Genomic DNA, 26,250 nt, shown 5'->3' on the forward strand with positions numbered 1-26,250 from the left:
TTTTATTGTGGGGTGGGCCGGATATCCTGTTAATAACGGGCAAGATGCCCGTTCCACAAAGAGTAAATTTTATTGTGGGGTGGGCCGGATATCTTGTTAAGAACGGGCAAGATGCCCGTTCCACAAATAGGAAATTTTCTTGTGGGGTGGGCATCCTGCCCGCCCATGAAAGACTTATTGACAATGGTGCAATATCTCAGTTTGTACTCTCTTACTTACACAATTTCGCCGTCTAATTCACCGAATTCGATTTTAGTTCCCAAGGCTAAAGTTAAGGTACTTTCAGGTTCTACCATTTTTATATCGCCTTGAATGTCTGTAGCCCACCAAGCGCGATCGCACAAATTGGTCAATCCTAACGAAAGCTCGTTTCTCGATCGAGAAGTGACTATAGCTACAAGACCGTTAGATGCTGCGGCTGTTAAACTCGGTATGTCAGAGGTGAATAGTTGAGTTCCCGCACTCAGAGGAATAACCCGACTTCCTAATTTCAGAGAAAATTGGCTGCTGGTAAAAGAATTTACTGCGGGCCGATCTGATATAAAGGTAGGCTGAATATTTGTCGGTGTTGGAGCTGGCCAGTCAGAGTTTCCTACTGTAATTGTACAGTTGCCGATTTTCTTTTGGTCGCCCGATCGCAAATAACTAACCGCTCCGCTATCAACATTCTCGCAAACAATTTGACCTGCTTCCAATTGAAACCGCATGGCCAAGGGCGAAACATTAGGAATGCAGATAATAGACAAATTTTCATCGCTACCAAAAGTTATCGGTTCCGAACCTAGAGTGAGAGTGCGATTTGCTCCGGTATCGTAACTAATTACCAGCCAAGCTTTGTTAAACAAAGTTTCGGCTACAACCAACATGATTCCAATCCAAAAACCGATCGCAGCACAGCCAGCTAAACGGCCCGCCGTACCGGATAAATTGTAAGCAAACAGAATAAACAAACAGCCACCCAAAACTCCTCCTACACCACCGCCTCCCGTGCCGCGAAGCGCTCCCAAATTAGGAATCCGCTGTGCAAGTCCAAGTCCTAACAAACTGCCAGCTATTCCCCAGCAAATTACTCGCAATAATTCGTTGTTTCCGTCGCCAATTCCGCTGTAAATACCTTCGGCGATCGCCCCAGAAATTGCTCCTGCTATTAAACCAAACAATCCGCCATTTTTTAAAGCCTGTTTAATTTGAGGCTTGCCTTTGATATAGTAATAATAGCCGAACATGATAGCAGTAGCAATGCCACCGCCTACCAATCCAAACCAGCGACCTGTAGACAATACACTGTCAACAAAAGATTCCGAAGGGAGTCGCTGCATGAAAGGTTCGGTGATTAGATTGCCGACGAAACCGCCGACAGCACCGCTAATCCCAAACTGCAAAGCTTTTTTAAGGGCTGATAGATTTCTTTTCACGGCGCACCAGATTAAAAGTTAGTGTCAAATCTAGCTACAAGCTCGAAAGTCACGATTTCCGACGATCTGATATCTGGCAATATTATCAAGAACAGGCTTTCGGGTCTGTTCCACAAACACAAAGAGTGAGTTTTTTTTTGGGGAGTAGGGTTTGGCAGGAGCCAAGGAGTGTCAACTTAAGCTTTTAGTCCGCCAGTCCTCCCACCCGGCAGTCCGCCAGGGAATGAATTCCACGGGGCTTATAGCTAAAGTCCTCGCTTCCGAGGACTGAATAATTCATTAGTCCTCTTTTAGAGGACTTTCGCTTTGAGGCAGGGGTTTCAACCCCTGACGGACTATCGGTTTTACCTTAAGTTGACAAGCCTTGGGCAAGAGATCCCGCCCGTCCCAGACTTATTGAGAATGGTGCAAGATGTGAGACGATCGCACCTCTCCCCGCCTCTTTCCCGCCTGTCTCCCCCCATCTCCCTTCGCTCTTTCTCAGGGCCAAGCCTCTGAACCTCGCGCCCTCGCCCGCAACCAATCCCCCTCAATGCTTTATCGCCTGTAACCCTTGCAGCGAGAAAATTATAGCCACTTTTTAATCGGTGAAATTTTAACGCTGAACGCCCTAGTGAGGGCCCAAATATGAAAAGGAATGTTACAAACTATTACAGTAACACTCAGAATGTGAACATAATGCCTCAAAATACTTGCGAGAGGTAGTTGTGTCAGAGAAGCAATATCCTTACTAACTGCCCGACAGTCACTCGATCGCCACTTAGTGGCCTGCTGCAATCTAAATCAAAAATTAAAGATCGCATCAGTCATTTGTGGTATTCTAAGCGACAGGCTTAGTGCGGGCACTCACAAGCGCACCGGCGTGAAGAACCAGCGCCGTCAAACATCGAATGTCGCCTCCCGCCCACAACTTTAACAGTTGCTGGCTGTGGAAAGTTCGGCCTTCCCTGTCAAAGCTCCTGCCTGAGCATGAAAGGTACGGGATGCAAGCGCCCACCGTCGCTCGTTCAGCGCGGAGCAGTTCGTATAGCAAAATATCCAGCGGGTACACACAAGATGAGTATCGTCACCAAATCAATCGTCAACGCAGACGCCGAAGCTCGCTACTTGAGCCCAGGTGAATTAGATCGGATCAAGAGCTTTGTCACCTCTGGTGAACGCCGCGTCCGCATCGCCCAAATTTTGAGCGAATCCCGCGAACGCATCGTCAAGGCAGCAGGCGACCAACTTTTCCAAAAGCGCCCTGATGTTGTTTCTCCCGGCGGCAACGCTTACGGCGAAGAAATGACCGCAACTTGCTTGCGCGACCTCGACTACTACCTGCGTTTGATCACCTACGGAATCGTAGCTGGCGACATTACTCCGATCGAAGAAATCGGTATCGTCGGCGTCCGCGAAATGTACAAATCTCTCGGCACCCCGATTGAAGCCGTCGCCGAAGGCGTTCGCGCTATGAAAAGTGCAGCAAGTTCGCTGCTGTCTGGAGAAGATGCTTCCGAAGCTTCCTCTTACTTCGACTACGTTATCGGTGCGATGCAGTAAGGAATTTCGATTTTAGGTTTTCGATTTTAGATTGAAAAAAAGGGCCTTACTGCTAACAAGCTAAAAGCTTTTGCAGATAAAGGGTCACTTAAAAATCTCAAATCCCAAATCCCAAATTCCAAATTCTAGCTCCAAAATTGGACTGACTCAGCCACTTTCAAGGAAACAAGACAACCATGCAAGACGCAATTACCGCCGTTATCAATTCCTCTGACGTTCAAGGTAAGTACCTCGACATCAGCGCTCTAGACAAGCTCAAGAACTACTTCGCTTCTGGCGAACTGCGCGTCCGTGCAGCTACCTCCATCAGCGCTAATGCAGCCACAATCGTCAAAGAAGCAGTTGCTAAGTCTCTGTTGTACTCTGATGTAACTCGTCCCGGCGGCAATATGTACACCACTCGTCGTTATGCAGCTTGCATCCGCGACTTGGACTACTACCTCCGCTATGCCACCTACGCTATGCTAGCTGGCGACCCTTCCATCCTCGATGAGCGCGTGCTCAACGGTTTGAAAGAAACCTACAACTCCTTGGGCGTGCCCATCGGTTCTACCGTACAAGCAATCCAAGCAATGAAAGAAGTCACCGCCGGTTTGGTCGGTTCTGACGCTGGTAAAGAAATGGGCGTCTATTTCGACTACATCTGCTCTGGCTTGAGCTAAGACTCAGGAAGAAGGAAGAAGGAAGAAGGAAGAAGAAGGAAGAAAGAAAAATATTTATTTCTTGCCTCTTTTAACTTTTAACTTTGGACTTGTTACCTTTGGCTTTGAAAAGAGGTCAGGGAAGTTGAGAGTGATTGCTAGACCGTCAAAGGCTTGTCGAGAAAGCCCGATGAGTTTTAACGAGCTAGTTTTGACTCCTAACTCCCTGCCTTCAATCTTTAAAAAATCCATCTAATAATCTGTAAACCTACTCAGGAGTTAGTTTCCCATGAGAATGTTTAAGGTGACTGCTTGCGTCCCCAGTCAAACTCGCATCCGCACTCAGCGCGAATTGCAAAATACCTATTTTACTAAGCTTGTTCCTTACGACAACTGGTTCCGGGAACAGCAAAGAATTATGAAAATGGGCGGCAGAATTATTAAAGTGCAACTGGCTACCGGTAAGCCCGGAGCTAATACGGGTCTGCTTTAAGAGCCAAAGCTGGATTAGTAGAGGGGTAAGAGGTCGCGATGACCTCTTTTTTGTTTGTTATAGTTATGGCAGAAGGAATAATGTCCAGCGTTGTTAATCTAATGATTGACAAATATTTCAATAAGCAGAAAGTATAACTGCGATTATCGCTAACAAAACAGCAAGCATTTGCGGTAAAGTAATAGCTTCTTTCAAGAATAAAGCCGACAACACTATGGTAATCAGCGGATAGATAGACGTAACACTCACTACATTGGCAACTTCACCTTTACCAAGGGCAATAAAAAATACTAATGATGCCACAGTGCCGCAAACGCCAACTAATACGGCAAACAAAATTCCCCTCACATCTCCCTCAAAACTAAAACTATTAGTTTGGACAAGGATAAATAAAGTCATTAAAATAGCGCCAATTGCTTCATAAACAAAAGCAGTTTGGTAGTCAATATATTTAGTTGCTAAATTGCCGAAAAATCCCCACAAACCGTATAATAGCGAACAGATTAATGCGTAAATTAACCAATCTGGTACTTTAGCCATCTTTGTTAGAGTTTATTGAGATCATTCTAAAATACTATGGCTAATGACATTCGACGCTTGATTCCCTTTTTTGACCCCAGCGCGTCTCAATGGGCCGCTGAGGCCCGGTGGCTGAGGTGGCTGACTTTTCTGTGGCTGTTTGTCGGGCTGACAGCATTGTTTTCGGCTTCCTATCCCATTGCAAATTATGAATTTGGAGACGGGCTTTATTATTTTAAACGACAGCTAATCGCAGTGGCGATCGGGCTGGCCGGCTTTAACTTGATGGTGTACTCCCCACTGCGCTACATCATGAAAACATCTCAGTTAGGCGTTTTATTGCTGCTGGGATTGCTCTGGTTGACCTTAGTTCCGGGAGTGGGAACCAGCATCAACGGGGCGACTCGCTGGATATCTCTGGGCCCGGTTCCGATTATTCAACCTTCTGAGTTGATCAAGCCGTTTTTCATTCTCCAAAGCGCCCGCATTTTCGGCAACTGGCCCCGGTTGACGAATAAAGTTCGCTTTACTTGGCTCTTAATTTTCGGTGCAATGCTGTTGGGAATTTTGTTGCAGCCGAATTTAAGTACCACGGCTTTGTGCGGGATGACTTTGTGGTTGGTGGCTTTGGCGGCGGGCTTGCCTTACTTGCAGTTGGGCGCCACGGCTATGGGGGGAATGCTGTTGGCGGTTTTAAGTATTAGTTTGAGGGAATACCAGCGCCGCCGGATTATGTCTTTCCTCAATCCTTGGGCAGATCCGATGCAAGACGGCTATCAGTTGATTCAAAGTCTGCTGGCTGTCGGTTCTGGGGGCATTTGGGGTGTGGGTTTGGGGATGTCGCAGCAAAAATTATTTTATTTGCCGATTCAGTACAGCGATTTTATTTTTGCTGTGTTTGCTGAGGAGTTTGGTTTGGTGGGAGGTTTCTCGCTGTTGCTGATGTTGGCGACTTACGCTACTGTCGCTTTGAGGGTGGCGACGCGGGCCCGGAATATTGAGTCTCAGTTGGTGGCGATTGGGGTGATGGTGGTGATGGTGGGACAGTCGCTGCTGAATATTGGGGTAGCGACGGGGGTTTTGCCGACTACGGGTTTGCCGCTGCCGTTTTTTAGTTACGGGGGCTCGTCGATGTTGGCGAGTTTCTTGTTGTCGGGGTTGCTGATTCGGGTGGCGAGGGAGAGTTCTGAGGCTGATGTGGTTTCTTTGGATGGACGCAGGGAGAAGCCGGGAAAGCCGAAGTTGCGATCGAACAACGGCACTGCACAAACCGAATAATTTGTCAAGTTATTTCCTCAACTCGCGGATAACTAGAAACCGGGTTTTTTAACCGCAATATTTGCTTAAAACCTTCAATAAGAGTCAAAAAACCCGGTTTCTTTATCTTCGGCTGCGGTATCATTCCGAGCGATCGACTATTTCCGCCCGTCACCCTTATTTGGCGGTTCTTCTTGTTGTTGTTGAGGTTTAGCTGTGATGTCCGTTAATTCTTTTTTGTCTGTTTGCGGTGTTTCTTGGGTTGAGTTAGCCATTGAGTTTAGTCCTAAATAGATGCACCGCTTAATTATATCTTTTCCAACTGCAAAGGTATGGCCCTAGATAGGAAGAGGAGGAGCCAGACAAACAAATCTCATGCACTGAGATTTGATAGCTAATACTGGAAGACTTTATGTAGATGCAAAAAAAGTGTAGATGCAAGTTGCTGTCGGTTCTAAACTGCTTGAGGGTTGCAGCCAAACAAATCAGAGGATGGGGCAAAAGCATCTTTGTTAAGAATTAAATGCCGATCGCCATCTCGACCGATCAACCCTTGCTGCTGCAATTTTCCCAGCATTCGCGTTACTGTTACCCGCGTCGTGCAAATCGCATTAGCAATATCTTGATGTGTCAAGCGGATATTCAAACGAGTGCCCTCAACCACAGGCTGGCCGAAATCCTGTTGCAATAATAGCAGAAGCTGATACAAACGGTCATCTACTCGCCGCTGTCCGGCGATCGCTAAAATTGCTTCCATTTGCCGCAGCCGCCTTACCATTTGAGGCAGCAACTCGTGAGCTAATTGAGGAGAAGCTTCGATTTCCACCATAGAATACCACATCAAATAAATATCTGATGTCGCCGTAGCTCGGTAAGTCTGCAAGCTTGTCAACCACAAACCGAAGCACATCGAAGGCCCAACCCAACCCAAAAGTCCTTCTTCCCCGTTTGGATAAAGCGTACTCAGTTGTGCTAAACCTTGACAGACTCGCCAAAGGCCATGCGACATCATAGGAATGGTTTCGCCCTTGGCATAAAAATGCAAGTTGCGAGTCGCTCCTGTGTTATGCTGGATTTCCGCTAAAAGTGCTTTGGATGTTGGTGGCATATCCGTTATTTCCAGCTAAAAAAGATTTGTCTGAGACCTACGCCTCTCACTCTAGACGACAAAGGTAAAGGTTTGGTAATCGTCTGGTTAGCGGCAAGATAAGCTTTAGTCATTAGTTGTTAGTTGTAAGTTGTTAGTCATTAGTTGTTATTTATAAAATGACTGAGAACACGGGTAATTGTGGAAAATAAATTCACTCGTTATTCCGGGAATCGTAAATAAATATTTAAGTGGAAGAATGAATCCGAATATTTGTTAATAAAACGTTGGTTGAGCAAGGTTTTGCAGAAAACAGAGGCGAGTTCTGAAGTTCGATCGCACATCCAGGCCCGCTGAGTCAACTGCTGCTCTCTGCTGCCACAACCTTCAAGAACTTATAAAATAGTTCAAGAAGGTATCAAAAGACAAAGTAAGGTTTTTCATGGCCGATCAATTAATTCGCGCTACAGCCGCAGAGGGCGGAATTCGCGCTGTAGGCGTCATTTCCACCCGCCTCACCGAAGAAGCAAGACAGCGGCACAAGCTCTCCTACGTGGCTACAGCGGCCCTCGGCCGCACGATGTCGGCGGGGCTGTTACTCGCCTCCAGCATGAAGCGGCCCGAATCGAGAGTCAACATTCGCATCAAAGGAGATGGGCCGCTGGGCGGGCTTCTGATTGATGCGGGACTTGATGGAACAGTTCGAGGTTATGTGGAGAATCCCGAAGTGGAACTGCCGCCCAATGCTAAAGGCAAACTCGATGTCGGCGGGGCAATAGGTGACGGTTATTTGTACGTGGTGCGGGACGTTGGATATGGCTTCCCTTATTCCAGTACGGTAGAATTGGTTTCCGGCGAAATTGGCGACGATCTGACTCACTATTTGGCAACCTCGGAGCAAACGCCTTCGGCTCTGGTTTTGGGGGTGTTTGTGGGGGCGGGCGGGGTAGAAGCGTCTGGAGGTGTGCTGTTGCAGGTTCTGCCGAAGGCGGCAACGGACGAAAAATTGGTGCAAACTTTAGAATCTAGAGTTGCTGCACTGTCGGGCTTTACGCCGCTGCTGCGCTCGGGCCAAACGCTGCACCAGATCCTCGAAGAGTTATTGGGAGATATGGGTCTGGAAATTTTCCCGGAAACTCAGATGGTGCGCTTTGACTGCGGCTGTTCGTTCGATCGAGTTTTGGGAGCTCTGAAAATGTTGGGCGAAGCCGAACTCCAAGACATGATTGAAAAAGATGGGGGGGCTGAGGCTACGTGCCATTTCTGCAACGAGGTTTACAAAGCTAATAGCGACCAACTTGCCGAACTCATCGGCGATTTGCGATCGAACTCCGGTTCTTGAGATAATAATTGGTAATTGGCAATCAGGAGTGCGAGTTGGGGATAAAGGCCTTGACCAATTGCCAATTACCAATTATCAATTACCTAATCACAAAATTTTGATTTTGGCGGTTTGGCGATCGGCTCTTGCACTCTGGGGCCGACGGGAGTATGTAAAAGTGATGAATACATTTTATAGAGCAGTTGATAGCAGCGCTCGCAGTTTTTAAATAACTAACGCTGGCTGGTTGCTGTTTGTGGTGAGGATATGAGTCAAGATCGCAAAATACCAGGCCGTTGGTCTGCATCAGAATCCTTGGAGTCAACAAAGGATACTTCGTCGCTGGTGCGCTTACCAGCAAGGAAAAACCGGGCTGAACGACTTAAAGAGCTCCGAGAGTTGGTTACTTCGGGAAAACTGCCGGGAGGGCATCTGGAACTACCGCCGAATTTGTCTGGGGAAAACTCGCAGCCGCCTGGGGAACACAATCCATTGTGGCGGAACTGGTCGAATAAGTGGCAGTTTTGGCTGGCGCTGAGTTTGATGCTATCGGTGGGTATGGGGTTTGTGGCAATTGCGTCTTTGCTCAACCTGACCTCGCAGTCAAATTGCTCAAAGATTTTTTGGCCGACGGCTTCTGCTAACGATCGCTTTTTTTGTGCTCAAGAAGCAGCAAGCAAGCGGACGGCGGATGATTTGCTCAGGGCGATCGAATTAGTGAATGCTTTGCCACAAGACCATCCGCTGCGGCCGAGAATTAACACTCAAATCGATCGGTGGTCGGAGGATATTCTCAGGCTGGGAAATGCTAGTTTCCAAGAAGGAAAGCTGGAGGAGGCGATAGCGATAGCGAACAAGGTTCCTAAAAACGTTCCCGCTTACCCGAAGGTGGAAAAGCAGATTGAAAAGTGGCAGTCGATATGGAGCGATGCAGAGAAAATTTACCGCACGGCTGAAGATCACTTGCGTCAGGAAGAGTGGACGCTGGCTTTCCGCCAAGCTACTCTGCTTTTGGATTTGGGAAATACTTTCTGGGAATCGGCTAAGTACGAGGAATTGACTAAGCTAATTCAGACGACTCGGGCTGAGGGCAATAAGTTGGTAAAAGCCCGCAATACAGCCTCCGAGGGAGGTCTCGACAATCTGGTGACGGGGATTAAGCTGGCTCAGGGAATTGGTCAAAACAGTTATTTGTATCAAGCTGCCAATAAGGCGATCGCGGAATTTAGCAAGAAAATTATGGAGATCGCCCAAAAACGCTTGCAGGCTGGGGATTGGCAGGAGGCGATCGCGATCGCTAACAAGATTCCAGAGTCGGCAAATTTAAGGGAACAAGTACAGGATTTTAATGAGTTGGCGAATGCTACTTCCCAGGCTTTAACAGGCTCTGTTGAGGGTTTCTCCAAGGCGATCGAGATTGCTCAAAAGTTGAAGTCCGGCCGCCCTTTATACAAACAAGCTCAAGATTTAGTCGGCCGCTGGCAACAAGAAATGGCTGATGTCAAAGTTTTGGATATGGCAAGCAGGCTGGCGGCGCCGGGAGGGGTAAATGATTTGAGGGCTGCGATCGCGCAATTGCAAACAGTCCCGGACTCAAATCCCCGCGCTTCGGAAGCTCGCCGTCAAATTAGCAGCTTGAGCCGTCAAATCGAGCTGCTGGAAGACAGTCCGTATTTGCAAAAAGCGAACGATTTGGCAAGTACGGGCGATCCGAATGCTCTGGAAGCCGCCGTTGCTCAAGCTTCTCGGATCGGTAGAGGTAGGGCGCTTTATGTGGAAGCTCAAACCAAAATTCAAGCTTGGATCGAGAGGAGACAGCGGCTTGTTGACCAGCCGTTTTTGGATAGAGCTCAGCAGCTAGCGGCGGGCGGCAATTTGGCGGGGGCAATTGAGATGGCCCGCCGGATTCGATCGGGACGGGTGCTTTATGAGGAAGCTCGATCGAACATTCGGACTTGGGAGGCTCAATTTCAGGGCGAGCAAGGTTTGCAGAACGCCCGTCAGGCGGCCCGAGCGGGGACTGCTGACGCTTTGCAAACGGCAATTTCCCTGGCTCTTCAGGTGCCGGAGTCGAGTTCGCTCCGGTGGCAGGCGAGTGAGGCGATTGATGAGTGGAGCCAGCGGATTTTGGCGCTTGGTGTGGAAGAGTCGTCCTCGGATCTGGCTGGGGCGATCGCGACTTTGAAGAAAATTCCCTCGGGTACTCGGGCTTTTGAGCAAGCTCGATCGCAAATCAAAGTTTGGGAGGAGTCGCTGAATCCTCCCGAGCCTGAATCTCCCCCTCCCGAACCGCCGGAAACGGAGCCTCCGACCAGCTCTGGCAGTCGTTAGGTTAACTCGCTTTGCCGACATTGGGCGGGGGTTTAAACCCCCGTCTCACAGCTTGCATTCGGTTAAAACCGACTAAGCATTCATCAATTGCCACCGGATTTGACAAGATCTCCTTAATAGTTAATCGCCAAGATTTAAAAATTGGTAAATAAATTCTTTGTATTCCTCTTTCACGGGCAGCTCTTCATCGACTTTGAGTCGCCGCCGCACTGCCACAACTTCTTTGCGTTCGATCGGGTTATAACCTGGTTTATCGTATTTTTCCCAATACAATCCCGTTCCCCGGCGCTGCCAAGCCGGCAGTTCGTTAAAGTTAATTCCGTTTTGAAACAGCAATTCGTTTTTGAAAGCCACAGATTGTTTCTCTAATATAACTGCTGCATTTTCACCCGTTTCGCCATTTTTTCGCAGCATCCAATAACTCCAGCCATTCAAAGCGCAGCGCGCTGCATCTGCTTGGCGCCATAGAAAATAATCTACTACTTGCGATTTGTTGGCTGCGGAACAAATGCGGCTGTCAAAATTGACTGCTGTTTGGGCGGCGCGAGTGAAAGTTGCACTGGCAATACTGGCAGAAATAGAGACAAGTTTTTCTAAGCTGCGGTCAAATAAATCCCAATCTGGAGGAAACAAAACTGAGATTTCGTCACTTTCGGTATAAGCGTAAATGCCGTCTAGTTCTGACAGGAGTGCTTTGGCAGTTTCCACCATTAATTCGTGGAATTTTAAGTCGAAAGGCTTATCAAAACTTGAGGAAGTAAATTTGGAAAAACTGCGACCGTCGGCGCGAATTATTGTGTGAGCTCCCGGCAATAAACGCAGGCTGTGAAAATATTCAAGCTCGCGCATTTTTTTTTCAAATGTCTGATTGTCCATAAATAACTTCCTCTGCGGGCCATGTTTTTACTTCAAAGGTAAATTTTTCTGCTATGCGGGCGGAAAACAGCTGTGCGAACCCTTCGCCGTAACTGGGCAATACCATTTTTTTGACAGTAGCATAAATTGCTATGTCTGGAACTTGAGATTTGCCCGATCGCTTTTGATTTCGAGCTAAACAGTCGCTGACTATTGATTCAAAGTAGTAACCGATGATTTGGGCATTATAGGTGCGACCGATATCAATCAGCGGCCTGCGATCTAGAACTTCGGGATTGGTATTGTCAACAGCGACTGAATGACCTGCTTGCAGTGCATTTTCAATTAATTGAATTTGTCGGCGCGATTTATTTTTATTGTTTCGCATTAAATCTTTGCTGACCAAAACGTGCGTGGCAGCTAAATAGTCGCGGAAAAATGTGCTTTTTCCCGATGCTTGCAATCCCATTAAAATGACTAATTCCATGACAGGCTAAACATCTGCCGGATTCAGGTGCATCATTACCCAAGTGGTGTAAGTGCCGATCGGACTCCAAAGTATGTAAGGCAGCAATAATAGGGCGGCTGGCTCGGAAACTGGCAACACACTTAAAGCTAGAATTACGCTTAAAATAGCGCCCGTTCCGCCGATTATTGTGCCGACTTTTAGGCTCCTAACTTTGCACATAACCGAGGTGTAAGACATGGTTACTATTTCTAAAAGCAGGTACAAACCCATTCTCAGCCAAGTCTCCTGAGTTCCCGGTTCTTTTTCCCAAACAATCACTGCTGACCAAGCTGCACAAATAAAAATTACTGTCCAAATTAGGGGAATTGCTTTTTCAAATACTAGCCATCTCGGACGCTGCAAGCGGTTGAACCATTGGATGTCGCTGGGCGGGATGAAGTTAGCTGCTAGTGCTACTATCAAGGCGACGCCTCCAATTACCATCCACGATTTAATCATTTTTTTACCTTGGGCAAGGTTGACAGGTTCAATTCAGCATATATTATCTCTAATTTTGGCGATCGCGCCATCTGTCCCCAGTTATATTAGGTTGGGCTGATTCGCGAAACCCAACATTAGTTGAAAAGTAATTTATACTTCTGGAAAACCTAAATTTATTTTCTTCAATTACCCTTCATAATATAAAACAATTGACTTTTGCTCCCTCCCCTTGACAAGGGGAGGGTTAGCGTGGGCTTTTCAGTAAATTTGACCAGTAAATTTTACAAAAAGTCTCTTCGTCTTGCAAAAAAAATCGGCGACTAGCCGAGCCGATGATGCTGTTCTAATTCTAAACTAGAGTCGTCATCTTTTTTGGGAACCAGAAGCGTATTTTCGCTGCTCGGTTGCAACACAGCTTTAATCACTTGGAGAAAACGGTTAGGCTTTTTAGTTTGACCGTTGAGAGTGCGGCGGTCTTTCACTTTTTGAGAAAGATGTCGCATCACAGATAAATCGAGTTCATCTATGAAATGTTCTGCTATACGTTCTCCCATTAAATCTATAGCTTCAGCATACTGATCTGTTAGCGTTTCTATGGCATCGTATGCTTCGTCAGCAACTTGACTTGCTACTGTTTTATTTTGGTCGCCCGGTGTCTGGGAGTGGCTGCGGCGCCGGTCTAAAAGACTTTGGTAATCTGCAATGCTCATTCCCAAATTGTAGAGATGGTGGTGAGCGTGATCCATCAAATCTACTTCACTGGGATAGAAGAAACCGCGAGTGCTGTTGATGCCGTGCAGTTTTGCCCAACGCCGCAAAGTTGTCTCATCTTGCAGTTGGTATCGCTCCAACATTTGAGCTGTGTTCAGCTCTACTTCTGGCGTAACTTTGAAATCGCTCATCGGTAAATCCTCGCTGGTGAGTAAATAAATAAAATTGAAACTTAGAATCTGTGATTTGCGTACAGTCTGAAAATGACGATCGATCCTTTGACGGCATTCACGGAAGTCTTGCGGGCATTTGCTAGCCCTCGATCGTGCGATCGTGCGATCGAGTCAGAGGATTTCAGGGTAGCGTACTTTTGGGCTTTGTCTCGATCGCATCCGGGAGCAAGCACACAGGGTTAATAATATAGCTGATTTAAGGTTTCAACAACCGTTAAAAATAGTAAAGTTTGATTTTTAGGGTTTAATTTTTAGTAATGTTGAGTTATAATATTCTCAATAACCGTGCAATTAGTAATTTTAGTAGTTGCAAACGAGATTCTTAGTATGCCTGTATACGATTATTTGTGTCCCGAAAACAACCAGCAGCTAGAAGTTTGGCACAGCATGAACCTGGAAGTTTCGACTTGGGGTCAACTGTGCGAGTTGGCTAAGTGCGAACTCGGGGAGACTCCCGCAGATGCTCCGGTACGCCGGCTGCTGAGCGCTCCGAGGTTGATGAAGCCGACATCAGACACCGATTATAAAAATTCGGGTTTTAGCAAGTACGTGAAGCGGGATGAAGGGGTTTATGAAAATGTCACGGCTAAGGATGGTGAAAGCCGTATTGTCAATCGAGATGGTAAGCCGATCAAAGACTGAGAATCCACAATAATCCAGTTTTCAGTTGAGTGAATTACAGATATTGGGTAAAGACACGGCAGGGCCGTGTCCTGTATTTTATCCGATTGACAACTGGTATATTATTCAGATTATATTATGCCGATGCAGACGGAAACAAAACGCTCCACCGGACATAATATTATTTGCCAAACCAATCTTTCATTTTTTGTTTGGCTTGTTCTTTAGTATCAGCATTAATGTATACTGAAACAGTAGCTATTGCGGCCAGCAATACTCCCAAATCGTCTGTAAATCCGATGCCGACTAATATATCGGGAATGGCATCAACAGGAGATATAAAATAGGTCAAAGCTCCAAGTACAACTCCTTTGGCCCAAGCAGGCACGTTTGGGTTCTGAGCCGTATAGTAGAGAATTAAAGCTTTTTCAACTACTTCTCTTCCTGCGGTTAAAGCAAAGTTTTTAAGTTTAGTCCAAAAACTTTCATCTGAATAGTTAACTTTGGGGTTGCTGAGGTTTGTTGTGGTTCCTTTTCGGTCGATTAAATCGAGAGGGATGCCCTTAGTTTTAAGCTGGGAAACAGCAGAATTGAAGGATGCTGATGCCTGATTTTTATTAGGGGCGGCCTCGCGTATTTGTTTCATATCTGCGATGAATTCCTGCATGGCTTGGATTTGCAAGTCGGAAACTGCCAGCATTTTTTTTGCGGATTGGATCGCCTCGCTTTCTGCGGGATGCAGCGTCTTATTTGCCCCAGCAATGTTTATTAAAAAATACATGACTCCCAAACGCAGCGGTTCTTGTGACTGGCTGAGTGTTTGCAAGCAGTCGCTGAGTGATGGGGGAGTAGCTGTGTAGGATTGGATTTGAGTTTTTGCCGAGTCAGAAAATTTGTCTAAATTTATGGTTTTAAACAACAAATCTAGTTCGTCAATATCAACGGAACCATCGGCGGCTGCGATCGCAAACAAAGAACCATAAAAAGCTAAAAGTTCGCTTTCTGAGGATGTGGCAAAAATATCTCTCTCGGACACGATGCTACTCCGATTGATAACGATGCTTTGCATTTTACCACAAAACTCAGCGCGCCATGATTTCAGAAACCGGCAATAATTTTAGAGAGTATGAAACAAAGGAGAATTTTTTATGAAAGTTGCGATCGTCGGCGGCGGCTATGTGGGTACTGCGACAGCCAAACATTTACGCGGCAAATCTGATTGTACCGTGACGGCGACAACTACCACGGCGGCGCGAGTAGTTGAGTTGGAGGGTGTCGCGCAGCGGGTGGCCGTGCTCAAAGGAAACGACAAAGAGGCAGTGACGGCTGTACTGCAAGAACAAGATACTGTTATGCTGTGCGTCGGTGCTCCAAATTCTCAGGCTTATCGGGAAAGTTATTTAGATACTGCGACTACTTTAGTATCGGTTTTACAGCAGATACCGACAGTAAAGCAGGTTATTTATACGGGTACTTATTCTGTGTATGGCGATCGCCAAGGTGAAGTAGTAAATGAAGAATCGCCCGTTAAACCAGCTAATCCAAACAGTGAAATTCTCGCCGAAACAGAACGGGTTTTGTTAGCAGCATCGAGTCCCAATCTTCACGTCTGCATTCTCCGTTTGGGAGGAATTTATGGGCCAGGGCGGGAATTAGTTAAAATCTTTGGAGGCTGGGCTGGTAGCACTCGTCCCGGTAGGGGGGAAGATGCTACTAATTGGGTGCATCGGGATGATGTTGTTGGGGGGTTAACATTTGCTTTGGAAAATCGATTGCAGGGAATTTACAATTTAGTTGGCGATGTGTCGCTATCTAGTGGTGAATTGCTCGATCGCATTTTTGAAACTCACAATCTGCCTAAAGTTTCTTGGGATGGAAGTCCTAGCGTGCGGCCTTATAATGCTAGGGTGTCTAATCAAAAGATTAAGACAGCGGGTTATAAATTTGTTCATCCTGAGATTAGGGAGTTTTAAATACAAATCATTTTGTATTTGCTGTCATCGTTTTTGCAACAGATGTCAACTGATTGGGAGTTAAATCATCCCCTGGATTGGCAATTGGGCCCCAGTTTGTATAGCGAGTGGATCTGCCTGCACCTATTGCCACAAAGGCTCGAATAGATTGCAAGTTACCGCGAGTCATTTCAAAATAAGTGTAGGTGGCTCCCCAGCACAGAAATTGATTGGTAATTCCTCCGATTCTTCCATTGCCTAAATCCATGATTTTTACCAAATAAACAGAGACATTCGTTTGACAACTTTTGTCATAATAAGAATAAGCTACCGGAGCATTCTCATTGTATTTATAGTTAGTTGCAAATGTTGCTAGCTCTGAGGGAGTCATAGCAAAACAAGGATTTGCTGTAGAGATAAAAACAATTGTAGTAGTTAGTAATTTTTTCATGATGTGAGACCTTTTCTATATTTTCTCCTTCACCCAAGTTCTAAAGGATTTTAGCAAAGCAATTTCTCCTATCGTTTGAGTGCGACTGAAAAACCCAGCCATTTCTGCTACCGATACAAAGGGAAAAGCAATACTCAAGTCGCGCTCAATATATTCAGTTTCTACCAACTGATAAAATTTCAAAACTCGCCCGTTATATAGCCAGAGTTCCGGGACGCGAAGTGCGGAGTAAATGGCCAACTTATCAACTGAACTGCTGGTAATATCTATTTCAATTGCTAAGTCGGGCGGTGGGGCAGTTTCTAAATCTAGTTCTTGCCTGCCTCTAACTGCTGCTTCATTTTGGATATAATAACAGTTATCTGGTTCTATGCCTTTTTTGGCATTTTTGAGTTTGAGAGTAGTTGAGCCAGCACTTTTAATTTCAATGTCGAGTTCTTCTGCTAAAGCAAGGATGAAATTACCGAAATTGCTCTTGTAGTTCTCATGTTCAAATAGTGGCGCCATAATTTCCAGTCTCCCTTCATCGTAAGCTATGCGATAACCTCGCTTATCGCCTATTTCTTTGAGCAACGTTTCAAAGGTCTGCCAGCTAATGTTTTCTAGCAGTGTTCTCTGTTCGGCTAAACTGGAAGTAGTAGCAATCATCTCTAAATCTCCTTGAGCTGAGAAAACTCTAGTTTTATGGTACTACAGGCTATTTTGACGATTGCAAAACTGCCTGGGATAGATGGAATGAATGCGATCTTAGGACTTTAGGACGAGCGATCGACCTGGTTTTTTAGCAAAAATAAACGGGATTTCAACCCTCTATCAGAGCTAAAAAACCCGGTTTGTTTGGTGGTAGTCCGTAACTCCTAACCTTTTTAAAATTTATCTGCCATCATTTACAACCGCTGAAATAAATCCATTCGATAGCGTTTGTGATGACCTACTAAATCTACCATCACCATTTTTTTGCGCGGGTCGCCCAAATGTTTCAAAGACTGTGTAGAGTCTTGGATAAAAGCATCGTGAACGATGTCACCGTTCAGGATAAAACTTTCTACAGGAATCCGAAAATGAACCATTAACAGATAACCGCCGGGAAGTAATTGGTCAATTATTTTTTCCTTCGTTTTCTGGAGGTCTTCCACAGTGAAATAATACCCTACTTCTGAGAATAAAATTAAATCGAACTTCTCAGTTGGGAACTGCCGGGGTATTTCCATCTGCTCAAACCGCACCTGTGGCAGGTTACTGCAGCGTTTCCGAGCTTCCTCTAATCCTACCTCTGAATAATCTACTGAAAGCAGTCGATCGCACTTTTTGGCTAGTTTCTGGGTCAGTACACCGATAGCACATCCGATTTCAAAACCATTTTTGAATTGGACTTTTGGCAAAGCTCTAATAGTTGTTCGGAATTTACTGGTTTCATAAAAGCTGGACGTATATCTCCAAGGATCGGGACTCCCACGGTAGGTTTCGTCAAAAAAACTGGAGGGTACTGATTCCTGCTCTGAAGGCTTCATGGTGAACCTCTGTAACTTAAATGACCTTTAACTAAATATACAGCTATTTCAAAAAAAAGGATTTTGGGTACGGGAAGATTAACACCAGCCTTTCGTTGGGGTGAGTCATTTTTTTGATGCCGCTCGATACAAATTGAGGGCGAATTTGTAGGCAATTGCCCGGATTTGCACCAGTGGTGCGAAGGCGGGAAGGATCCTTGCCCGATCGTCACATTTCGAACATAGACCGTCGCCCACGCCACAAGCTTACCCCAGAATACTCCCAAAAAAGTCGATCGTCTCTTTCAACGCTTTCACAAACACATCAATCTCCTCGCGAGTATTGTAAAAATACAAACTCGCCCGCGCCGTAGATGAAACGTTCAAATAGCGGTGCAAAGCTTGCGTGCAGTGATGCCCGGAACGAATCGCGACTCCCTCCTGGTCTAACATGGTAGACAAGTCTTGAGGGTGAATTTCTCCGGCAGTAAATGCCGCCAACGCTGCCCTACCTTCGCCGTTGCTGTCTGGTTGCGGCCCGTAGATTTTAATCTCTGGAATTTGCCGCAATTGTTGGAACATATAAGCAGTCAATTCTGCTTCGTAAGCGTGAATCTTATCCATGCCAATGTTACCAAGATAATCGATTGCTGCACCGAGGGCGATCGCCTCGCCGATTGCAGGCGTGCCGGCCTCAAATTTGTGCGGCAAATCGGCATAGGTGGAATAATCGAGAAACACGTCAGCAATCATCTCGCCGCCGCCGAAAAACGGAGGCATTTCTCTCAGCAAGTCCAGTTTACCGTACAGAAAACCGATGCCAGTCGGAGCGCACATTTTGTGACCGGAAGCAACCAGCCAATCGCAATCTATTGCTTGCACGTCTACTATCATGTGCGGCACGCTTTGGCAAGCATCTATTAAAACTTTTGCGCCGAAACTGTGGGCAATTTTACAGATTTCTTTTACAGGACTAATGCAGCCCAAAGTATTAGAAACGTGAACGGTTGATACCAATTTAGTTTTAGGGGAAATCAGGGTTTTAAACTGTTCTACATCAAACTCGTTAGTTTCCGTTAACTCGACAAATTTCAGCACCGCACCGGTTCTTTGAGCAATCATTTGCCACGGCACGAGATTGCTGTGGTGTTCCATCACAGACAGGATAATTTCATCTCCGGCTTGCAGATTGCTCAAACCCCAAGAATAAGCAACCAAATTAATCGCTTCGGTGGCGTTGCGAGTGTAAACAATTTCTTGTCGCGACGCGGCATTTACAAATGCCGCAACTTTGTCTCTCGCACCTTCGTAAGCATCAGTCGCTTTGGCGCTGAGAGTGTGAGCGCCGCGGTGGACGTTTGCATTATATTTCTCGTAGTAATCGCGCCAAGCGTTGAGCACAGCTAGGGGTTTTTGAGAAGTAGCTGCATTGTCTAGATAAATTAGCGGTTTGCCATTTACTTTTTCATTCAAAATTGGGAAGTCGCCGCGAACTTTTGATGCAAGTGTTTTTTCTTGAATAAGTGTCATATTTTTTGAAGTTAGTGATTTGTCGTTGGGTGGGGGCTGGTTTACGAGATTGTTGGTTTTAGGCAATTATTATTCGTGAAACCCGCCCCTACAGGCTGTTAAAAATGGTGCAAGTGTTGTAGGGACACAGCACTGCTGTGTCCTCTGTGTCCTCATCTTTATGAGTTATGCTTGGATAGCGACGCAGGTAGAAAGCATTTTAGCTACCCCAATAATCGGTAATTGATTGAGCATTTCCGCCGCAAAAGCATCGATTAGTAAATAGCGACTTCTTTCTAAATCCAAACCGCGACTTTGCAAGTAGAAAAGTTCATCATCTTCTAATTGACTGACAGTTGCACCGTGGGAACATTTAACGTTGTCGGCGACAATTTCCAACTGCGGTTTAGTGTCTACGCGAGCTCTCGGCGACAGCAACAAATTCCGGCTCAATTGTCCGGCGTCTGTCAATTGTGCGGCTTTGCGAACGAAAACTTTGCCGTTAAATACAGCGCGAGCTTTGTTGCCAACAATGCACTTGTGCAATTGGCGACTTGTACCGTGGGGGTGATTGAAATCGATTACACTGTGAGTGTCAGATAACTGTTCGCCAAAGGCTACGCTTAAGCCGTTTAAAGTTGTTTTAGTGGCTTCGCCGCGCTGAAATACTTCTAAATTGTGTCGCGATATTTTGCCTCCCAAGCTGATAGCATGGCAAGTATAACGGCTATTGCGAGATTGCTCGATCGCACTTTTGCCGATATGAACAACCTCCCCAGCTTCCCGCTGCAGCCGAACGTGATTCACAGTGGCGTTTTCGCCGACAAGAACATCCGTTACAGCATTCGTAAATGCAGCGACATTCCCGATAGTTGCATAATCCTCAACCAGCGTCACATTGCTTCCAGGCTCAGCTATGACTGAGCAGTGCGGCTGGGACATCGTGGGAGATGCACCGGGCGCTGTCAGGAACAGCAAGTGAATCGGAAGGTCGATCGACATATTGGCCGGCACGAACACCACCGCAGAATCGGTTAAACCCGCAGTATTCAGCGCCGTAAACACCTCAGTTTGCTGTCTGTGCTTGCTCAAAACATCGCTGATGCGCCCTTGATATTTTTCGGGTACATTGGATAGATTACCTGCGTAAAAGTCTAGCGGCAAATTCGGCAAATTCACCGTTGATAAATGCGGCGCATAAAAACCATTGACAAAGACCAATCTTAATGGTAAATCTGCCCGATCTTTCACCGGCATCGTAATATCAGACAGCTTAATTTCTGGCTGATTGCTTTCCGGTAAATGCAACGGAATTTGCAACAGCGGCGACAAATCAGTAAAACGCCATTCTTCATCCTTCACAGTCGGAAAATGAGAAGAAAGCACGTATTGAGCCGCAATGTCGCGCAAATCATCCAACCCGTAAACAGAACTTTTGAGATGAGCAGCGCCCAACTTTTCGCACTGATTCACCAAACCAGCCAAAAACATTTCTCTAGTAGCAACTTGCGTATTGATCATCGCGCGCCTACTCCTGCTGCTTCCTCTTCCACAACCCAGTCATAACCGCGCTCTTCCAATTCCAGCGCCAACTCTTTCGGGCCAGTCAAGATAATTCGGCCGGCTTCCATGACGTGAATAAAATCAGGAATAATGTAATTCAGCAACCGCTGATAGTGAGTAATCACCAACATCGAATTTTCAGCATTTGACAACTGATTCACACCGCCGGCGACAATCTTGAGAGCATCGATATCCAAACCAGAATCAGTCTCGTCCAAAATAGCTAACTTCGGTTCTAACAGCGCCATTTGCAAAATCTCATTCCGCTTTTTCTCGCCACCGGAAAAACCCTCATTAACGCTGCGGTCTAAAAAAGAATTATTCATCTTGACAATATCCAGCTTTTCCTCGATTAAATCTTGGAAATCAAAAGCATCCAATTCTTCCAAGCCGCGATGTTTTAGGTGAGAATTGTAAGCCACGCGCAAGAAATCCAGATTGCTAACGCCGGGAATTTCTAAAGGATATTGGAAAGCTAGGAACACCCCAGCTAAAGAGCGTTCTTCCGGCGCTAATTCCAGCAAATTTTGACCGAGAAAAGTAACTTCTCCGCCCGTTACCTTATAAGCAGGATGACCCGCTAATATCTTCGATAAAGTGCTTTTCCCCGAACCGTTCGGGCCCATAATCGCGTGAATTTCACCCGATTTTATTTCCAGATTCAAACCCTTCAGGATTTGGGTATCTTCGACATCCGCAGTTAAATCGCGGACGGATAGCACCACTTGACTATTTTCTACAATCATCTATTTTTGTCCTTTTCCTCAATGCACTTTACAGTTTTTTCTTTCTAGTTTCTAGGCTCTGCTCATTGGCGACAATTTAACGTTAAACCGATATTCCGACAGGGAATGAATTCCCTGTCTCAAAGCTTAAGTCCTCGCTATGAGGACTGAGAAGAAAACTTTCAAACTCATTAGTCCTCTTTAGAGGACTTTAGCTTTGAGGCAGGGGTTTCAAACCTTGCCGGACGCTCGGTTTGACGTTAACTTGCCAGCAATAAAATCGACCGGGTAACGAGGGTAAATTATCCGACACTTCCTTCCAGCTTCAGACTCAACAGCTTATCAGCTTCTGCAGCAAATTCCATCGGCAACTGATTGAAAACATCTTTACAGAAACCGCTAATCATCATCGAAATAGCATTTTCTGCGGAAATTCCCCGCTGTGCGAAGAAGAATAATTGCTCTTCCCCAATCTTAGAAGTAGAGGCTTCGTGTTCCACTTTAGCAGTGTGGTTCTGCACTTGAATGTAAGGGAAAGTATTCGCTTGAGCGTTGTCGCCAATCAACATGGAATCGCACTGAGAGTAATTGCGAGAGCCTTTAGCATTCGGTCCCATTTTCACCAAACCCCGATAGCTGTTGGAAGAATTTCCCGCAGAAATTCCCTTAGAAATAATCGTGCTGCGAGTATTTTTACCAATGTGGATCATCTTGGTGCCGGTGTCAGCTTGCTGCTTGTTATTTGTCAGCGCTACTGAGTAGAATTCGCCCACCGAGTTGTCGCCGACTAACACGCAACTGGGATATTTCCAAGTAATCGCGGAACCGGTTTCTACTTGTGTCCAAGAAATCTTTGAATTGACTCCTTGACACAAACCGCGCTTAGTCACAAAGTTGTAAATGCCGCCTTTGCCATTGGCGTCGCCGGCGTACCAGTTTTGCACTGTGGAGTATTTGATATCGGCATTGTCCATTGTTACCAATTCCACGACGGCGGCGTGCAGTTGATTGGTGTCAAACATCGGCGCGGTGCAGCCTTCTAGGTAAGACACAGAACTGTTTTCTTCTGCAACAATTAGGGTGCGCTCGAACTGGCCGGAATCTCCGTTGTTGATGCGGAAATAGGTGGACAGTTCCATCGGGCATTTGACGCCTTTGGGAATGTAAACAAAGGAACCGTCGCTGAATACGGCGGAGTTGAGGGCTGCGAAAAAGTTATCGCCGACTGGTACGACGCTGCCGAGATATTTTTCTATTAGTTCGGGATAATCTTTGACGGCTTCTGAGATGGAACAGAAAATTACACCATCTTTGGCTAACTTTTCTCTAAATGTTGTGGCAATTGAAACGCTGTCGAAAACGGCATCGACGGCAACATTTCCCAGCCGCTTTTGTTCGGATAGGGGAATGCCGAGTTTCTCGAAGGTTTCTAGCAGTGTCGGGTCTACTTCGTCTAAACTGTTGAGCTTTTTGGGCTTTTGTTTGGGGGCGGAATAGTAGATAATTTGTTGGTAGTCGATCGCGGGATAGTTGACGTGGGGCCAGGTAGGCTCGGTCATTGTCAGCCACTTGCGGTATGCTTTGAGGCGGAATTGCAGCATGAATTCCGGTTCGTTTTTCTTGGCGGAAATCAGGCGGACTACATCTTCGCTCAAGCCGCGGGGGATGGTGTCTGACTCGATGTCGGTGACGAAACCGTATTTGTAGGGTTGGTTGACTAAGGTTTTGACTGTGGTAGAACTCATTATTTTGCGTGTTCAGTGTTCTAGATAAGGCTCTCAAAGATGGCAGACGGGGCAATGCCTGTCTGGGCTTGAGCGAGTTCTGCTGGACTGCTCTGGGAAGTTAAACAACAATTTTGTTGCTTTACTATATTTTAAGCTACATTAACAATAGTGATATTGTCAAAGTCAAATTAATAATTTTTTGTGAAGATGATGGAGACTACTCAGCAGACTTCGACGAAACAAGACATCCTGCAATATTTGCTCAAGGGGGGGCAGGGGACGGCTCTTGAGTTGGCGGAGTCTTTGGATATCAGCCCGCAGGCGATTCGCCGTCACTTGAAGGATTTGGAAGCGGAGGGGCTGATTCAGTATCAGTCGGTTCAGGCTGGTATGGGGCGGCCGCAGCACATTTATGAGCTTACCAGTCTGGGGCGCGATCGATTCCCGAACCGTTACGGTGATTTTGCAGTCTCTTTCCTGGATACTTTGGCAGAAACTGTCGGCCGCGAGCAAGTGATTACTATCCTGCGAAAACAGTGGCAGCGCAAGGCGACGGAGTATCGGCGGCTGGTGGGTGCGGGTTCGCTGCAAGAGCGGGTGACTAAGTTGGTGGAACTCCGCAGGGCTGAAGGTTATATGGCTGAGTGTTATCCTGTAGAATCTGTAGAGGTGGGGATGTGCGATCGCGCTGGTTTGGGCGATCGATTTGTGTTGATGGAACACAACTGCGCGATTTCTAATGTTGCTGAAACTTTTCCGAGTGTGTGTGGCAATGAGTTGGAAATGTTTGCGGGGGTGTTGCCGGACTGTACTGTGGAGCGGACTCACTGGATTATTAACGGGGAACACCGCTGCGGTTATTTGATTGCCAGAAGGAAGGAAGAAGTTCGGCAACGGATTTTGTAAGGGATTTAACGGATGTCACGCATGGAAGTTCGGCAACGGATGAGTATAACGGATGTCACGGATGTCAGGGATTACCAATTACCGATTACCGATTAGGAATTACTAATTTTTAATATATGGAACCGCTAGCAGATTTGTTAAAGCCGGAAGAGTGTGCGGAAGTTGATATGGCGCTGCTGTCATCTAAAGAAAAGTTTTCGGCGCGGCTGGCAATTTATGCTTTGAGGGTGCTCAAGCAAATTGCTGGGGAGACTGGTTTGCCGGTGGCTGAGGTGACTAATGGGCAGGTAATGGATTGGATTAAGAATGATGAGAGTATTAAAGGGTCGATCGAACTTGATGCGAGTTTTGAAAACTTTTTTACCAATTTGGTGGTGGCGTCCTTGCGGCCGTTGAGGCAAATTGCGACAGAATCTGAAGGGGCGATCGAACAATTAACAGTGAAGCAGGTCGTGGCGTGGTTTGAGAAGGACGGGAAGATTCGCAGAGAACAGGGTGTCGAGGCGGCTTTTTTGGATTTGTGAGTTAAAGGTCGATCGGCCGCACCCTCAAACCCGGGCTCAAACCCCGATAATTCCAGCGGTTTCGGGCGATGTCAAAAAAGTTTTGACTTTGGGGTTGACAGACAAAGGAAAACTTGATAAGGTAATTAAGTCGAGCGAAAGAGATGCAGCGCATCACACTTAACGCAGACACAGGATTAAAAGTTTTCAAAGCTTTCCTGGTGCTTATGATGTAATGGAACCACTCCGATCCATCCCGAACTCGGTTGTTAAACGTTGCTATGGCGAAGATACTCGGCGGGTCACTGCCCGGTAAAATAGCTCAGTGCCAGGTTAATAATAAACTAAAGCTCTTTTCCCACAACAATGGAAAAGGGCTTTAGTTTTTTCACATAATATTTTTACATAATAGTTTTACCCCGTCTGCTCCAACGCCCTGCTAGAACGCGCTTTGGCGACAATTTCACAACTTCTCTGCCACTTTCAGCTTGTTTCTTCTGCAAGTCTGCAAATATTGCGTCCAAGTCATAATTGAAAGACTTGGCATACTCTTCACGTATTTTGTGAATTTCTTCTACTATTTCATCTTGCAACATAAATTAATTTCCTAGTAGTTCATAAGGCGTACAAAGGATCGGTAACTCGTATCCGAAATCAAAACTGATTTCTGCAAGTTTTCCCTGGATTTGAGCGTTTGCGATATGCTTACAGTTCCAGGTTAACAGGTAATCCAAGCCGTGAACGGTTGCTACTGCAATGTGAATTGCATCGATATGTGCTTTAGGGGGAAGATTGCTGCGTGTAAGAAATTGCGAGGCTAAGTCTCGGACAGCTTGATTTAATTCTAGCAATGGAACACCGCCAAGGAGTTCCATACGTTGAACCGCAATCTCTGCGTCTCCTTGTGCTACCTCGTTTAGGACAGCCTGTGAGACATACAGCGTGAAAGCACTGCGGCGATACTCCCACCAATCTTTTGTTACCTCCATATTGGCAGCCAGGATTAGGTTTTTGGTCGATCGAGCTGTTAGGTAGCCCAAGATGCTGGTTTCAATGTAGAGGGTTTCACTCATACGGGATAGGTTGATAGCCTCTTCATTTTAAACCCAACCATTCCTCGTTGTAAAACTCCTGCATCCCATAGGATCATAGCTCTAAACCTTGTTGCCGATACTTGTTGAGTAGGACTTGCTGATATTTGCTCTCAGCCTGATTAGTCATTACTTCCAAGCGATCGACCTTCTCGAACCATTTTCCCCAAGCTTTGGCAATATCGTCTGGGAGTTTGGGTTTAGCTATTCTATTTTGGTGCTTGTGCATCACAAAGTCGAGGAAGTCGTTGGCTTCTGGCAATAATGATTCTGGAAGTTGCTGCAATAAGGGCGATCGTAATATCAGGAATAGTCATAATAATTGCCCATGCCAGTCGTTTTTATTTTAATACAATCA

At 46.2% G+C, this 26,250-nt stretch carries 29 protein-coding genes and 1 rRNA gene; 11 read left to right on the top strand and 19 right to left on the bottom strand.

Annotated features, from left to right (window positions below; genetic code table 11):
- Positions 1–215: 215 nt before the first annotated feature.
- Positions 216–1,415 (bottom strand): FHA domain-containing protein, encoded by a 1,200-nt coding sequence (locus OSC7112_RS16105; RefSeq protein WP_015176900.1) that lies wholly within the window; start codon positions 1,413–1,415, stop codon positions 216–218.
- A gap of 1,056 nt (positions 1,416–2,471) precedes the next feature.
- Between OSC7112_RS16105 and apcA the strand changes: the two genes are divergently transcribed.
- The 3 genes from apcA to OSC7112_RS16120 all read left to right on the top strand — a co-directional run bounded on the left by apcA (position 2,472) and on the right by OSC7112_RS16120 (position 4,091).
- A complete protein-coding gene (apcA, locus tag OSC7112_RS16110) occupies positions 2,472–2,957 on the top strand; it encodes an allophycocyanin subunit alpha (protein ID WP_015176901.1) in 486 nt (161 codons plus the stop codon).
- A gap of 176 nt (positions 2,958–3,133) precedes the next feature.
- Positions 3,134–3,619, top strand: a complete 486-nt coding sequence (apcB, locus tag OSC7112_RS16115) for an allophycocyanin subunit beta (protein ID WP_015176902.1) — start codon at positions 3,134–3,136, stop codon at positions 3,617–3,619.
- Between the two features lie 268 nt (positions 3,620–3,887).
- Entirely contained in the window at positions 3,888–4,091 is a 204-nt protein-coding gene (locus OSC7112_RS16120; protein WP_006634929.1) for a phycobilisome linker polypeptide, read from the top strand.
- 117 nt (positions 4,092–4,208) lie between these two features.
- Here the strand turns inward: OSC7112_RS16120 and OSC7112_RS16125 are convergent, their stop codons facing one another.
- Entirely contained in the window at positions 4,209–4,631 is a 423-nt protein-coding gene (locus OSC7112_RS16125; RefSeq protein ID WP_015176903.1) for an EamA family transporter, read from the bottom strand.
- Between the two features lie 36 nt (positions 4,632–4,667).
- Between OSC7112_RS16125 and OSC7112_RS16130 the strand changes: the two genes are divergently transcribed.
- The gene (locus OSC7112_RS16130; RefSeq protein WP_015176904.1) at positions 4,668–5,888 is read left to right on the top strand and encodes an FtsW/RodA/SpoVE family cell cycle protein; all 1,221 of its coding nucleotides are present in this window, start codon (positions 4,668–4,670) and stop codon (positions 5,886–5,888) included.
- Between the two features lie 433 nt (positions 5,889–6,321).
- On the opposite strand, the gene OSC7112_RS16135 is transcribed toward OSC7112_RS16130, so the two are convergent.
- Complete coding sequence (locus OSC7112_RS16135; RefSeq protein ID WP_015176906.1) at positions 6,322–6,975, bottom strand: Crp/Fnr family transcriptional regulator; 654 nt, start codon at positions 6,973–6,975, stop codon at positions 6,322–6,324.
- A 421-nt stretch (positions 6,976–7,396) separates the two neighbouring features.
- Between OSC7112_RS16135 and hslO the strand changes: the two genes are divergently transcribed.
- Both hslO and OSC7112_RS16150 read left to right on the top strand, forming a co-directional pair.
- The gene (gene hslO, locus OSC7112_RS16140; RefSeq protein WP_015176907.1) at positions 7,397–8,296 is read left to right on the top strand and encodes an Hsp33 family molecular chaperone HslO; all 900 of its coding nucleotides are present in this window, start codon (positions 7,397–7,399) and stop codon (positions 8,294–8,296) included.
- Positions 8,297–8,542: 246 nt separating this feature from the next.
- Positions 8,543–10,606 carry a hypothetical protein gene (locus OSC7112_RS16150; protein WP_015176908.1) on the top strand — a complete coding sequence of 688 codons (2,064 nt, stop codon included), beginning with the start codon at positions 8,543–8,545 and terminating at the stop codon, positions 10,604–10,606.
- Between the two features lie 120 nt (positions 10,607–10,726).
- Here OSC7112_RS16150 and OSC7112_RS16155 read toward each other — a convergent pair whose 3' ends face one another.
- The 5 genes from OSC7112_RS16155 to OSC7112_RS39805 form a co-directional block, all read right to left on the bottom strand.
- Positions 10,727–11,482, bottom strand: coding sequence for a tRNA(His) guanylyltransferase Thg1 family protein (locus tag OSC7112_RS16155; RefSeq protein WP_015176909.1), 756 nt, complete (start codon positions 11,480–11,482; stop codon positions 10,727–10,729).
- Complete coding sequence (locus tag OSC7112_RS16160; RefSeq protein ID WP_015176910.1) at positions 11,463–11,948, bottom strand: AAA family ATPase; 486 nt, start codon at positions 11,946–11,948, stop codon at positions 11,463–11,465. The genes OSC7112_RS16155 and OSC7112_RS16160 overlap by 20 nt, the downstream gene beginning before the upstream one ends.
- Before the next feature lie 6 nt (positions 11,949–11,954).
- The gene (locus tag OSC7112_RS16165) at positions 11,955–12,428 is read right to left on the bottom strand and encodes a TspO/MBR family protein (RefSeq protein ID WP_015176911.1); all 474 of its coding nucleotides are present in this window, start codon (positions 12,426–12,428) and stop codon (positions 11,955–11,957) included.
- A 302-nt stretch (positions 12,429–12,730) separates the two neighbouring features.
- Entirely contained in the window at positions 12,731–13,312 is a 582-nt protein-coding gene (locus tag OSC7112_RS16170) for a hypothetical protein (RefSeq protein ID WP_015176912.1), read from the bottom strand.
- Positions 13,313–13,353: 41 nt separating this feature from the next.
- A complete protein-coding gene (locus tag OSC7112_RS39805; RefSeq protein WP_190274217.1) occupies positions 13,354–13,527 on the bottom strand; it encodes a hypothetical protein in 174 nt (57 codons plus the stop codon).
- Between the two features lie 154 nt (positions 13,528–13,681).
- Between OSC7112_RS39805 and OSC7112_RS16175 the strand changes: the two genes are divergently transcribed.
- Complete coding sequence (locus OSC7112_RS16175) at positions 13,682–13,996, top strand: FmdB family zinc ribbon protein (protein WP_041622568.1); 315 nt, start codon at positions 13,682–13,684, stop codon at positions 13,994–13,996.
- 160 nt (positions 13,997–14,156) lie between these two features.
- Here OSC7112_RS16175 and OSC7112_RS35780 read toward each other — a convergent pair whose 3' ends face one another.
- Positions 14,157–15,011 carry a DUF1232 domain-containing protein gene (locus OSC7112_RS35780; protein WP_015176914.1) on the bottom strand — a complete coding sequence of 285 codons (855 nt, stop codon included), beginning with the start codon at positions 15,009–15,011 and terminating at the stop codon, positions 14,157–14,159.
- Positions 15,012–15,123: 112 nt separating this feature from the next.
- Here OSC7112_RS35780 and OSC7112_RS16185 point away from each other — a divergent pair, with 112 nt between their 5' ends.
- The gene (locus tag OSC7112_RS16185) at positions 15,124–15,948 is read left to right on the top strand and encodes an NAD-dependent epimerase/dehydratase family protein (protein ID WP_015176915.1); all 825 of its coding nucleotides are present in this window, start codon (positions 15,124–15,126) and stop codon (positions 15,946–15,948) included.
- A 7-nt stretch (positions 15,949–15,955) separates the two neighbouring features.
- Here the strand turns inward: OSC7112_RS16185 and OSC7112_RS16190 are convergent, their stop codons facing one another.
- The 7 genes from OSC7112_RS16190 to sufB all read right to left on the bottom strand — a co-directional run bounded on the left by OSC7112_RS16190 (position 15,956) and on the right by sufB (position 23,410).
- The gene (locus OSC7112_RS16190) at positions 15,956–16,378 is read right to left on the bottom strand and encodes a hypothetical protein (RefSeq protein WP_015176916.1); all 423 of its coding nucleotides are present in this window, start codon (positions 16,376–16,378) and stop codon (positions 15,956–15,958) included.
- 15 nt (positions 16,379–16,393) lie between these two features.
- Positions 16,394–17,026, bottom strand: a complete 633-nt coding sequence (locus OSC7112_RS16195) for a Uma2 family endonuclease (RefSeq protein ID WP_015176917.1) — start codon at positions 17,024–17,026, stop codon at positions 16,394–16,396.
- 239 nt (positions 17,027–17,265) lie between these two features.
- Entirely contained in the window at positions 17,266–17,889 is a 624-nt protein-coding gene (locus tag OSC7112_RS16200) for a class I SAM-dependent methyltransferase (protein ID WP_015176918.1), read from the bottom strand.
- Positions 17,890–18,135: 246 nt separating this feature from the next.
- On the bottom strand, positions 18,136–19,398 hold the full coding sequence (locus tag OSC7112_RS16205) for a cysteine desulfurase (protein ID WP_015176919.1): 1,263 nt from the start codon (positions 19,396–19,398) through the stop codon (positions 18,136–18,138).
- Between the two features lie 165 nt (positions 19,399–19,563).
- Entirely contained in the window at positions 19,564–20,898 is a 1,335-nt protein-coding gene (gene sufD / locus OSC7112_RS16210) for a Fe-S cluster assembly protein SufD (protein ID WP_015176920.1), read from the bottom strand.
- The gene (gene sufC, locus OSC7112_RS16215; protein ID WP_015176921.1) at positions 20,895–21,686 is read right to left on the bottom strand and encodes a Fe-S cluster assembly ATPase SufC; all 792 of its coding nucleotides are present in this window, start codon (positions 21,684–21,686) and stop codon (positions 20,895–20,897) included. The genes sufD and sufC overlap by 4 nt, the downstream gene beginning before the upstream one ends.
- A 281-nt stretch (positions 21,687–21,967) precedes the next feature.
- On the bottom strand, positions 21,968–23,410 hold the full coding sequence (gene sufB, locus OSC7112_RS16220; protein WP_015176922.1) for a Fe-S cluster assembly protein SufB: 1,443 nt from the start codon (positions 23,408–23,410) through the stop codon (positions 21,968–21,970).
- Positions 23,411–23,599: 189 nt separating this feature from the next.
- On the opposite strand from sufB, the gene sufR reads away from it, so the two are divergent.
- From sufR to rrf, 3 genes are all read left to right on the top strand, one after another.
- Positions 23,600–24,298 (top strand): iron-sulfur cluster biosynthesis transcriptional regulator SufR, encoded by a 699-nt coding sequence (sufR, locus tag OSC7112_RS16225; protein ID WP_015176923.1) that lies wholly within the window; start codon positions 23,600–23,602, stop codon positions 24,296–24,298.
- Positions 24,299–24,414: 116 nt separating this feature from the next.
- Positions 24,415–24,822 carry an NDH complex assembly factor CRR9 gene (locus OSC7112_RS16230; protein ID WP_015176924.1) on the top strand — a complete coding sequence of 136 codons (408 nt, stop codon included), beginning with the start codon at positions 24,415–24,417 and terminating at the stop codon, positions 24,820–24,822.
- Positions 24,823–25,018: 196 nt separating this feature from the next.
- Positions 25,019–25,135, top strand: a 5S ribosomal RNA gene (rrf, locus tag OSC7112_RS16235).
- A gap of 67 nt (positions 25,136–25,202) precedes the next feature.
- Here rrf and OSC7112_RS16240 read toward each other — a convergent pair.
- The 3 genes from OSC7112_RS16240 to OSC7112_RS16250 all read right to left on the bottom strand — a co-directional run bounded on the left by OSC7112_RS16240 (position 25,203) and on the right by OSC7112_RS16250 (position 26,178).
- Positions 25,203–25,397: a hypothetical protein gene (locus OSC7112_RS16240; RefSeq protein WP_015176925.1), complete on the bottom strand. Its 195-nt coding sequence runs from the start codon at positions 25,395–25,397 to the stop codon at positions 25,203–25,205.
- A gap of 3 nt (positions 25,398–25,400) precedes the next feature.
- Positions 25,401–25,874, bottom strand: coding sequence for a type II toxin-antitoxin system VapC family toxin (locus OSC7112_RS16245; RefSeq protein ID WP_015176926.1), 474 nt, complete (start codon positions 25,872–25,874; stop codon positions 25,401–25,403).
- Positions 25,875–25,947: 73 nt separating this feature from the next.
- Positions 25,948–26,178 (bottom strand): hypothetical protein, encoded by a 231-nt coding sequence (locus OSC7112_RS16250; protein ID WP_015176927.1) that lies wholly within the window; start codon positions 26,176–26,178, stop codon positions 25,948–25,950.
- Positions 26,179–26,250 lie beyond the last annotated feature (72 nt).

Origin of the sequence: Oscillatoria nigro-viridis PCC 7112 (genome assembly GCF_000317475.1) — a bacterium.
In the GTDB taxonomy this organism is placed as follows: Bacteria; Cyanobacteriota; Cyanobacteriia; order Cyanobacteriales; family Microcoleaceae; genus Microcoleus; species Microcoleus nigroviridis.